This is a genomic window from Bradyrhizobium sp. 141 (genome assembly GCF_023074055.1).
In the GTDB taxonomy this organism is placed as follows: domain Bacteria; phylum Pseudomonadota; class Alphaproteobacteria; order Rhizobiales; family Xanthobacteraceae; genus Bradyrhizobium.
On record NZ_JADPKR010000067.1, the window covers coordinates 1 to 2,425 of the forward strand.

General features: G+C 62.3%; 1 protein-coding gene and 1 pseudogene. Both read left to right on the plus strand.

Annotated elements, in window-relative coordinates; genetic code table 11:
• The first annotated feature begins 67 nt into the window (after nucleotides 1–67).
• A complete protein-coding gene (gene istA / locus IVA81_RS19110) occupies nucleotides 68–1,567 on the plus strand; it encodes an IS21 family transposase (protein WP_247320871.1) in 1,500 nt (499 codons plus the stop codon).
• Nucleotides 1,568–1,641: 74 nt separating this feature from the next.
• Nucleotides 1,642–2,423, plus strand: a pseudogene (istB, locus tag IVA81_RS19115) (IS21-like element helper ATPase IstB).
• Nucleotides 2,424–2,425: the final 2 nt, after the last annotated feature.

A 2,425-nucleotide genomic window follows, 5' to 3' on the forward strand; every position in this document is an offset into this window, starting at 1 on the left:
CCAAAATTGACCCCCTACAGATTGGTCTGTTGCGCTGCCTGCTTCGTAACAAAGCAGGTGGTGGGGGATGCTGATTGTGGAGACGATTGCCCGGATCCGGCGCGAGCACTTCATCAAGGGCAAGACGATCAAGGAGATCGCCCGTGACCTCAAGGTGTCGCGGAACACGGTTCGGAAGGTGCTGAGGTCGGGAGAGACCTCCTTCGAGTACGAGCGGCAGGTGCAGCCGCGGCCAAAGCTGGGACGATGGGCAGTACAGCTTGACGGATTGCTGGCGGCGAACGCGACTAAATCGGCTCGTGAACAGCTGACGTTGATCCGAATCTTCGAAGAGCTGCGCGGCCGCGGCTACGACGGCGGTTACGATGCGGTGCGGCGTTACGCCAGACGGTGGAGCAAGGAGCGCGGGCAATCGACCGCGGCGGCTTACGTCCCGCTGAGCTTTGCACCAGGCGAGGCCTACCAGTTCGACTGGAGCCACGAGGTGGTCTTGCTGAGCGGCACCACGGTGATGGTGAAGGCCGCCCACGTCCGGCTTTGCCACAGCCGCATGCTGTTCGTGCGGGCCTATCCGCGGGAGACGCAGGAGATGGTGTTTGACGCCCACGACCGGGCGTTCGCCCTGTTCAAAGGCACCTGCACTCGCGGCATCTACGACAACATGAAGACCGCCGTAGAGACGATCTTCGTCGGTAAAGGGCGTCTCTACAATCGCCGCTTCCTGCAGATGTGCAGCCACTATCTGGTCGATCCGGTCGCCTGCACGCCAGCGTCGGGCTGGGAGAAGGGGCAGGTCGAGAACCAGGTCGGGCTGGTCAGGGAACGCTTCTTCACGCCGCGGCTGCGGTTCAAGAACCTCGACGAGTTAAACGCCTGGCTGCTCGACAAGTGCATCGCCTACGCCAAGGCTCATCGCCATCCGGAGCTGGTGGATCAGACGATCTGGGACGTGTTCGAAGTCGAACGCCCCAAGCTCGTTCCCTATGCCGGCCGCTTCGACGGCTTCCATGCGGTGACGGCGTCGGTCTCGAAGACCTGCCTGGTGCGCTTCGACAACAACAAGTACTCGGTCGCAGCCAGCGCAGTCGGACGACCGGTCGAGGTTCAAGCCTATGCCGACCGCATCGTGATCCGCCAGGATGGACGCATCGTTGCCGAGCACTCGCGATCCTTTGGCCGCGGCGATACCGTCTACGACCCCTGGCATTATGTGCCGGTGCTCGCCCGCAAACCCGGTGCCTTGCGCAACGGTGCTCCCTTCAAGGATTGGGTGCTGCCGGCCGCAATCGAGCGGATCCGGCGCAAGCTCGCCAGCACCGATGACGGCAACCGGCAGATGGTCGATATCCTCAACGCGGTGCTGACCGACGGCCTTCCCGCGGTGGAAGCCGCCTGCGCCGAAGCGCTCGGTCACGGCGTTCATTCCGCCGATGTTGTGCTCAATATCCTGGCCCGGCAACGCGAACCCGCTCCAACGGCCAACATCATGACGCCGGCCGCACTGACGCTCCGTCATGCACCGATCGCCGATTGTGCCCGTTACGACAACCTCCGGAGGACCAACTGATGGAACGAACCCAAATCTTCGATCTCATGGGCGAACTCAAGCTCTACGGCATGAAGGCTGCCTTCGATGAGATCATGGCGACCGCTGTCAAACGCCAGCACGAACCCCAGCGCATCGTCGGCGATCTGCTGTCCGCCGAGATCAACGAGAAGCAAGCCAGGTCGATCAAATACCAGCTCACCATTGCCAAGCTGCCAAGGACATCGCCGACTTCCAGTTCGACGGCACGCCGATCAATCAGACTCTCGTCAATGATCTCGCTGGCGGCGGCTTCGTCGCCCAGCAACGCAACGTCGTGCTGGTCGGCGGCACCGGCACCGGCAAAACCCACCTGGCCATTGCCATCGCAAGAAGCTGCATCCGATCCGGTGCCCGCGGCCGCTTCTTCAACGTGGTCGACCTCGTCAATCGCCTCGAGACCGAGACCCGCAATGGACGGCAAGGACGACTCGCCGAGCATCTGACCCGCATGGACTTCATCGTGCTGGATGAACTCGGCTATTTGCCCTTCGCCCAATCCGGTGGCCAGCTTCTGTTCCACCTCGTCAGCCGGCTCTATGAGCGCGCCTCCGTCATCGTGACCACCAATCTCGCCTTCGGCGAATGGCCGAGCGTGTTCGGCGACGCCAAGATGACAACCGCGTTGCTCGACCGACTGACCCATCACTGTGACATCGTGGAAACCGGCAACGATAGCTGGAGGTTTAAAAGCCGAGACGACGATCACGCCACCCGCGCTCGTCTCGCCTCCGCTATCCCGGCCAGCTCCGACGAGACGAGCGCTACCAGCAAAGCCCGCCGTGCTAAGGGGTCAAAATTGGACGCCGATGAGGGGTCAAATTTGCAAGCCGATTGACA

Excerpts from the sequence above, each read along its gene's own strand:
- istA (WP_247320871.1), top strand. The coding sequence starts at position 68 with ATGCTGATTGTGGAGACGATTGCCCGGATCCGGCGCGAGCACTTCATC.